Genomic DNA, 7588 nt, shown 5'->3' on the forward strand with positions numbered 1-7588 from the left:
GTTTTTTTGGAAGGATCAAATATTTCTATGGTCCTGTTGTAGCTGAAAGCGGGATCGAAGTTGAGCATCCAGGCGGTGTAGGCCCTGAGCTGGTACACGCCTGGTTTTTGTGTTTCAGGCAAATCGAAGTTACCCGGCGCACCGGCATTGCCGGCAGCAAACAGTTTCTTTTGTACGATGTTATTATTCTTATCCAACAACTCTACATATAGATTAGTGGCGGAGGTGGAAGGCATCCCCTGCAGGGTTAAATAAGCCTTGAACCAAATGGTTTCGCCGGCAGCATAGTAGTCTTTATCCAGGTGGAGATAGACCTTTTCAGCCGGGTAACGGGAACCGAATGTTTGTAATGCTTTCACTATGCGGTCGGACCAATCATTCGGCGATGGTAGTATAGCCAGTGCACTCATTACGCCAGTTAACAGAACGGCCGGGATCATCCACTTCAGGTGATGTCGCTTTTTCTTCAGGTGCGGTTGCATGCAATATATTTTGAGCCAGTATAATATATGTAAAAATATAAACTTCGGAAGATTAATCGGTAAGATTACGGCAGGTTTGTTATTATTGCGTGTTCAAGCCATGGTTTTAACAAGATTTTAATGAGTTCAGAACAGAAACGTTTAGTGGTGGCAGGCGGTGGAGCTGCCGGATTTTTTTGTGCGGTAAATGCGGCCCGACTTTGCCCGCAGCTGGAAGTAGTGCTGCTGGAGAAAACAGGCAAGCTTTTATCCAAAGTGAAGGTAAGTGGTGGTGGCCGGTGTAACGTTACCCATAATGCACCGGACATTACGTATATGGCTAAACGCTATCCAAGGGGCCAAAATTTTGTAAAGAAATCATTTTCCCGCTTTTTTGTCTCCGACACTATTGAGTGGTTTGCAGAAAGAGGGGTGAAACTGAAGGCCGAAGAGGATGGACGTATGTTCCCTGTCACAGATAGTTCCCAGACCATCATTGATTGCCTGCTGCGGGAAGCAGATAGATACAGATTAAATATCCGGACCAATACAGAAGTGACTTCCTTTAAAAAAGGGAAGAATGGCCGTTGGCAGCTGCAACTACAGAACGGCAGTGAGCTGACCGCCGATTATTTATGCATTGCTGCCGGTGGGTATGCACAGGCCGGCAAGTTTGCCTGGCTGCAACAAAGTGGCCATAGTGTAGTGCCTCCGGCGCCTTCGCTGTTTACTTTTAATATGCCTGGTAATCCTATCACCAGTCTGATGGGTGTAGCCAACACGGCACAGGTAAAGGTAGCCGGTACCAAATTACAGGAGCTGGGTCCTTTATTGATTACCCATTGGGGCATGAGTGGCCCGGCCATATTGCGGCTGTCGGCCTGGGGAGCCCGGGAGCTGCAGCAATTGCAGTATACCTTTACGGCTATCGTGAACTGGCTGCCCGCGTATAATGAAAATACCCTGCGGGAAGACTGGCAAAGCCTTCGTTTTGAGCTGGGGAAACAGAAATTATATAATAAGAACCCATTTAGTTTACCGCAACGCCTGTGGCAATTTCTCCTGCAACAGGTGGGGATATCGGAGGAAATGCGCTGGGCCGATCTGCCGGCCAAAGACCAGAATAAGTTAATGAAGTTGCTGGTGAGCATGGAATTCCCGGTAAAAGGCAAAACTACTTTTAAGGAGGAATTTGTTACCTGTGGCGGCATTACGCTGAGTGAAATAGATCCTGCCACCATGGAAAGCCGACTGGTACCGGATTTATATTTTGCCGGCGAGGTAATGGATGTAGATGGTATCACCGGGGGCTTTAATTTTCAGCATGCCTGGACCAGTGGTTTCGTAGCGGCAAATGCAATAGCGCAAAAGGTTTAGAGCGGAGGGGATCGCCTTCGGCGATTGTCTTTGTCCAGGATTATACTGATTATACTGATTTTGATGATTTTGATGATTTTTTTGGGATTTAAAAAAGATTAGGGAAGATGAACACCATAGTCTGTGTTCATCTTCCCTAGTCTTTTTTCATCTTACAAAATCATAAAAGCAAAAATCCGGAAAATCATCAAAATCAGTATAATCCTGGACAAAGACAATCGCCGAAGGCGATCCCCTCCGCTTTACAGTTTTAAGTAATGCACACCGGGTGCGTACTCTTTTTCCAGCGCCAGCAGCAGGTTTTGAAAATCTTCCGGCTGCCGGAGGAAATCTACCTTGGTCGTATCTACTACGAGCGTACGTACCGGATGTTGTTTAATATACTGCATGTACATATCATGTACGTTCATGAGGTATTCGTCCGGGATATGTTGTTCGTAGGTGCGGTTGCGGTGTTTAATGTTTTCCTGTAGTTTGGTTACGGGTGCATTCAGGAAAATGAGTAGTTCGGGCTGTACCAGCTGCGGATTGATGATATCGAATAATTTCTGATACAGGGCATATTCTTCTTCCGGCAGATTAATTTTTGCGAACAGCAGGCTTTTGATAAAGAGATAATCGGAGATGATGACATCCCTGAAAAGATCCTGCGACTGCAGCATTTCCTTGAGTTGCTTATATCGTTCCGCCATGAAAAACAGCTCCAGCGGGAATGCGTATTGTTGTGGGCGTTCGTAAAAGAGGGGGAGGAAAGGATTATCCGCAAATTCTTCCAGGATCAGTTTCGCGGAAAAATGAGCAGACAACATATTGGCCAGTGTTGTTTTACCAGCGCCGATATTCCCTTCTACCGTAATAAATTTATAGTGCATGAATATGTTTGTTTAGGAGATGTGCTACTGCATTTAGTGGGGGTAGCGGTTAACCGGTAATGTATCGGGGCAGTCGTCTGCCAGTTCTCTCACCGTTTTATGCAGCACGGGGTGTACATAATCCGGGACAATCTCCAGCAAAGGCACCAAAACAAATTGCCGGAGCTGCATCCGGGGATGCGGCAACTTTAATTCCGGGAGGGCTATAATGCTGTCGTTGAAGAAGATGAGATCGATGTCGATCACCCTCGAACCCCATTTCTCCTGTCGGATACGGCCAATCTTTCTCTCTATTTCCAAAAGTGTATGCAATAACGTTAGTGCATCCATTGTGGTGCGGATTTCCATACCCTGATTAAGATAATCAGGCTGGTCCACGGCTCCCCAGGGAGCGGTCTGGTATAAGGCGGAGGTTTGTATCACCTCTCCGGCTGTTTCAGTGATCAGTTGTACCGCCTTTTGAAGGTTACTGGTACGATCGCCCAAATTGCCACCTATAAGTAATATTGCTGTATTCATGTATATTTCAGGCCCCAAAAGTAGCCATATTCCTTATTTTTGAAAAAATGTATCTTTCCATTTCAGTTTCATCTTAACCAAAAAGTATGCGTTTCTTCAAAGTTTTCCTGGCCGCCTTTCTTGCACTTGTTGCATTTACAGGGATATGTATCATCGTGCTGCTGGTGATGATCGGCAAGGCCCTTACCTCCGAAAAGGTAACTATTAACCCCAATGGCGTGCTGGTGCTCGAAACAGGCCAGTCATACAAAGAACAGAAGTTGGTGAACCCCCTTGGCGCCCTGATGAAAGATGAACCAGGAGAGATCCCCGGTTTATTTCAGACAGTAAGACTGATCGAAAATGCAGCGGACGACGACAACATCAAAGGTATTTATCTGAAAGTAAATGGCAATCCCAATGGCTTTGCCAGCACAGAAGAATTACGTAATGCCTTGCTTCGTTTCCGCAAATCAGGCAAGTTCGTTTATGCATATGGGGAAGTAATGGAGCAAAACGCTTATTACCTCGCCAGTGCGGCAGATAAGGTATATCTGAATCCTAAAGGGATGGTAGATTTTACTGGTTTTTCCAGTCAGGTGATGTTTTTAAAAGGCACCCTCGAAAAGCTGGAAATAAAACCTGAAATCTTCTATTGCGGTAAATTCAAGAGTGCCACAGAGCCTTTGCGCGAAACCCAGATGACAGAAGCGAATCGTATACAAACTACCCAGTTCCTGGGAGAACTATATGGTAATTTCCTCCAGGGAGTAGGTAAAGCACGTAGCATAGATACCGCTACTTTACATGGTTATGCCAACGCAAACCTGATCCAGGAACCCGCTGATGCGCTGAAATATAAGCTGGTAGATGGTTTGAAATACGATGATGAAATAGAGGCCGAGCTGAAAACTAAAAGCAGCACTAAGGCGGATGATAAAATAAATTTTATCACCCTCGGGAAATATAACACGGGTACGGATCTGCCTATTGGAGAGGGGGAGAGTAAAATTGCACTGATCTACGCACAGGGCGATATCATTGGCGGAGAATCTGACCGTGATAATACCATTGCCAGTGAAAATTATATCCGTGAAATCCGCAAGGCGAGAGAAGATAAAAAAGTGAAGGCCATCCTGTTCCGCGTGAACTCTGGTGGCGGGAGTGCATTGGCATCTGAAGTGATCTGGCGGGAGTTGTCGCTGGCTAAAAAGGCAAAACCGGTGGTCGTATCTATGGGTGATTATGCTGCCTCCGGTGGCTACTACATTTCCTGTATGGCCGACAGCATTTTTGCAGAGCCAAATACATTAACCGGATCTATCGGGGTATTTGGGGTGATGTTTAATATGCAGGACTTCTTTAAAAATAAGCTGGGTGTAACGTTCGACGGTGTTAAAACCGCGCAGTATGCTGATCTGGGTTCGGTAGGCCGTCCGCTGACAGAAGGCGAAAAACGGTTTATACAGAATGGCGTAGACAGCACTTATGCTTCCTTTAAATCCCGCGTGGTGGCTGGCAGAAAGCTGGACCCTGCAGTAGTGGACAGTATTGCGCAAGGACGTGTATGGAGCGGCGTGCAGGCAAAGGAATTGGGACTGGTAGACCGTATAGGCGGTATCAACGAAGCCCTGGCTTGTGCGGCCCGCTTGGCTAAACTATCGGAGTACCGTTTAAGGGAGTATCCGGAAGTAAAAGATCCCTTCACCAAATTGATGAAAGGGTTGGGTGCAGATGTGAGCCTGAAAATGGTAAAAAGAGAGCTGGGCGCTAATTTTGAGCTGTATCAGCAGCTAAAGGATGCGCAGCAGATGCATGGCGAAATACAGGCGAAAATGCCGTTTAAATATAATTTCTAAAAGCAGAAGGCTTAAAGCATAACGTAAAAAGCCATGGAAGCGATTTTTTGTCTTACTCAGGATTAGACTGATTTTGATGATTTTCACGATTATTTTTTTTCATGATTAGAAAAGATTAGCGAAGATGAACAACATATGATGTTCATCTTCGCTAATCTTTTCTAATCTTATTAATCAATAAAATAAATCCTATAAATCATCAAAATCAGTATAATCCTGAGTAAGACAAAAAATCGCTTCCATGGCTTTTTGCTTTATCCTTTATGCTTTCTGCTTTTTTATAGTAGTTTTGCTTCCGGTTTTTAAAATAGCAGATCAGATGAATGGAGCTAAGTACAATCAGTTGAGGGCCATGCTGGCGATTACGAAAGGAAGTTTAAGGGGTATATTCCGGAGTCCTTCCGCCGTGGTGTTTAGTTTGGGGTTCCCGCTGGTATTTATCCTGGTGTTTGGGTTTATAGGAGGCAGCAGTGTTTCCGTAAAAGTGGGGGTAGATCGCCAAACCGATACTACGACTAAGTTTTATCAGCACTTGCATAGCATAAGCGCCCTGAAGCTGATATCAGATCAGCCGGCGGCTGAGATGGAGGAAGATCTGAAGAAAGGCCGTTTGGTGGCTATTCTGAAGGTAACGCCGGCCACGAGTGCTGACCAGGTGCAACATTATGAAGTAGATATCCGGACATCCACCGCTTCGGATGCCAGTAAGAAAATGATCCTGATGGGCATGTTGAAAGGCGTGACCACAACGATGGATGATGCCGAATACAAACGTCCTTCTGTGGCGACTTTTAGGCAAACAGAGATCCCCGGACGTGAATTTAAGACCATTGACTTTATTTTACCGGGACAGCTGGGTTTTGCGTTGATGAGTGCAGCCGTATTTGGTACCGCTTTCCTGTTTTATAACATGCGTCAAACGTTGGTACTCAAGCGTTTCTTTGCTACACCGATTAAACGTACCTATATTGTATTGGCGGAAGCACTGAGCCGGATGATTTTCCAGTTGATCAGCTCTGTGGTGATTATTGCCCTGGGGCATTTTGCTTTTGGCTTTACGCTGGTGCATGGCTTTGCTACTTTCCTGGAAATGCTGGTGTTGTCTGTATTCGGACTGCTGGTATTCATGGGTTTCGGCTTTGTGGTGAGCAGTTTGGCTAAAAACGAAAGCACCATTCCGCCTTTAGCCAATATTGTGACTTTGCCGCAGTTCCTGCTGGCGGGTACATTTTTCCCGATAGACTCCTTCCCGGGCTGGTTGCAGCCTATTTGCAAAATAATGCCGTTGACTTACCTGATCGATGCGCTGCGGAAAGTGGCCTTTGAAGGGCAACATTTGTGGAATGTGGGTTGGGATATTGCCATTCTTACTTTATGGGGAGTTATCGTATATGCGGTAGCCGTGAAAGTATTCAAATGGGAATAGTGCGATTTTGTTAGCTTTGTGCTATCTAAATCCAGTCAGATGCAAGCCTTTTTCATTATTCTGGGTGCATTTATTGTCCTTGTACTGGGGCTTTTCATTTTCAGTTTCTTCCTGTCACCCACTGTTAAAGTGGAGCGTTCGCTGTTAGTCCCTGCAGCAGCCGGTGTTATTTTCCCATTGGTAAATGCCGTGCGTAACTGGGAGCTATGGTCGCCGTGGATGGCGCAGGACCCTGCCATAAAGATTACCTATGGTGAAAAAGACAGTGGCGTAGGAGCAGGGTACAGTTGGGAAAGCAACAACCGTAATGTAGGCAGGGGGCATATGTCTGTTACCGAATCGCGGGACGCTCAGTACATCGCCACCACTATCGATTTTATGGCCATGGGCCCCGCCAAAGGTTATTTTCGCTTTGATGCGGCTACCGGAGGCACCCTGGTTACCTGGGGACTGATCTGTAACACCGGTCAGCATCCATTGAGAAAAGTAATGGGGCTGATGATGGATAAGTGGGTGGGGAAGGATTTTGAGCAGGGATTGGAAAATATAAAAAGGATTGTCGGTAAATAGAATTACGAATTACGAATTACGAATTACGGGGTATTTCATACACTGTCGTTCGTAATTCGTAATTCGTAATTCGTAATTTTTTTCTATGCGTCTTATTAAGTTGTTGCTGATCAGTGTGATCATTTTAGGCGGTATGATTTTTCTGCTGTCGTTGTTATTTCCCTCTACGGGTGTGGTAGAGCGCACCGGCGTGATACGCGCACCTATAAATGTGGTGTACGCGCATGTGAGTGACCTGAAAGCCTGGGAGCCATGGAATCCGTGGACCAGACCCGATAGCACTGCTACCCTGGTATTTTCTGAGCCGGCTGCCGGAACAGGCGCCTGGTATAGCTGGGAAGGGAAGGAAAGCAGTGGTAAGGTAACGATCCTGGACAGCGACTCCACCAAAGGAATACATTACCTGCTGGATATCAGGGATGCCAGGCCGGTAAATGGTGGCATTGAACTGAAGCCAACGGCAGACGGCAAATCCACTGCGATATTCTGGCATATGGAAATAAAGCTGGGCATGCTGCCCTGGTG

The 7588-nt window shown here is 46.1% G+C and carries 8 protein-coding genes; 5 read left to right on the forward strand and 3 right to left on the reverse strand.

Annotated features, from left to right (window positions below; genetic code table 11):
• The coding region (locus VIP81_RS00510) for an MG2 domain-containing protein (RefSeq protein ID WP_331956515.1) at window positions 1-482 on the reverse strand (482 nt) is incomplete at its 3' end.
• Window positions 483-602: 120 nt separating this feature from the next.
• Between VIP81_RS00510 and VIP81_RS00515 the strand changes: the two genes are divergently transcribed.
• Window positions 603-1838 carry an NAD(P)/FAD-dependent oxidoreductase gene (locus VIP81_RS00515; protein ID WP_331956516.1) on the forward strand — a complete coding sequence of 412 codons (1236 nt, stop codon included), beginning with the start codon at window positions 603-605 and terminating at the stop codon, window positions 1836-1838.
• 242 nt (window positions 1839-2080) lie between these two features.
• On the opposite strand, the gene VIP81_RS00520 is transcribed toward VIP81_RS00515, so the two are convergent.
• Together VIP81_RS00520 and folK are read right to left on the reverse strand one after the other, a co-directional pair.
• Window positions 2081-2710, reverse strand: coding sequence for a deoxynucleoside kinase (locus tag VIP81_RS00520; protein ID WP_331956517.1), 630 nt, complete (start codon window positions 2708-2710; stop codon window positions 2081-2083).
• A 33-nt stretch (window positions 2711-2743) separates the two neighbouring features.
• Entirely contained in the window at window positions 2744-3229 is a 486-nt protein-coding gene (gene folK, locus VIP81_RS00525; RefSeq protein ID WP_331956518.1) for a 2-amino-4-hydroxy-6-hydroxymethyldihydropteridine diphosphokinase, read from the reverse strand.
• An 86-nt stretch (window positions 3230-3315) separates the two neighbouring features.
• Between folK and sppA the strand changes: the two genes are divergently transcribed.
• The 4 genes from sppA to VIP81_RS00545 all read left to right on the forward strand — a co-directional run.
• A complete protein-coding gene (sppA, locus tag VIP81_RS00530; RefSeq protein WP_331956519.1) occupies window positions 3316-5067 on the forward strand; it encodes a signal peptide peptidase SppA in 1752 nt (583 codons plus the stop codon).
• A 319-nt stretch (window positions 5068-5386) separates the two neighbouring features.
• Window positions 5387-6493 (forward strand): ABC transporter permease, encoded by a 1107-nt coding sequence (locus tag VIP81_RS00535; RefSeq protein WP_331956520.1) that lies wholly within the window; start codon window positions 5387-5389, stop codon window positions 6491-6493.
• A 39-nt stretch (window positions 6494-6532) separates the two neighbouring features.
• Window positions 6533-7063: an SRPBCC family protein gene (locus VIP81_RS00540; protein WP_331956521.1), complete on the forward strand. Its 531-nt coding sequence runs from the start codon at window positions 6533-6535 to the stop codon at window positions 7061-7063.
• 85 nt (window positions 7064-7148) lie between these two features.
• Window positions 7149-7588: SRPBCC family protein (locus tag VIP81_RS00545; protein WP_331956522.1), on the forward strand; the 440-nt coding region annotated here is incomplete at its 3' end.

Source organism: Chitinophaga sp. (assembly GCF_036566945.1).
Classification (GTDB): domain Bacteria; phylum Bacteroidota; class Bacteroidia; order Chitinophagales; family Chitinophagaceae; genus Chitinophaga.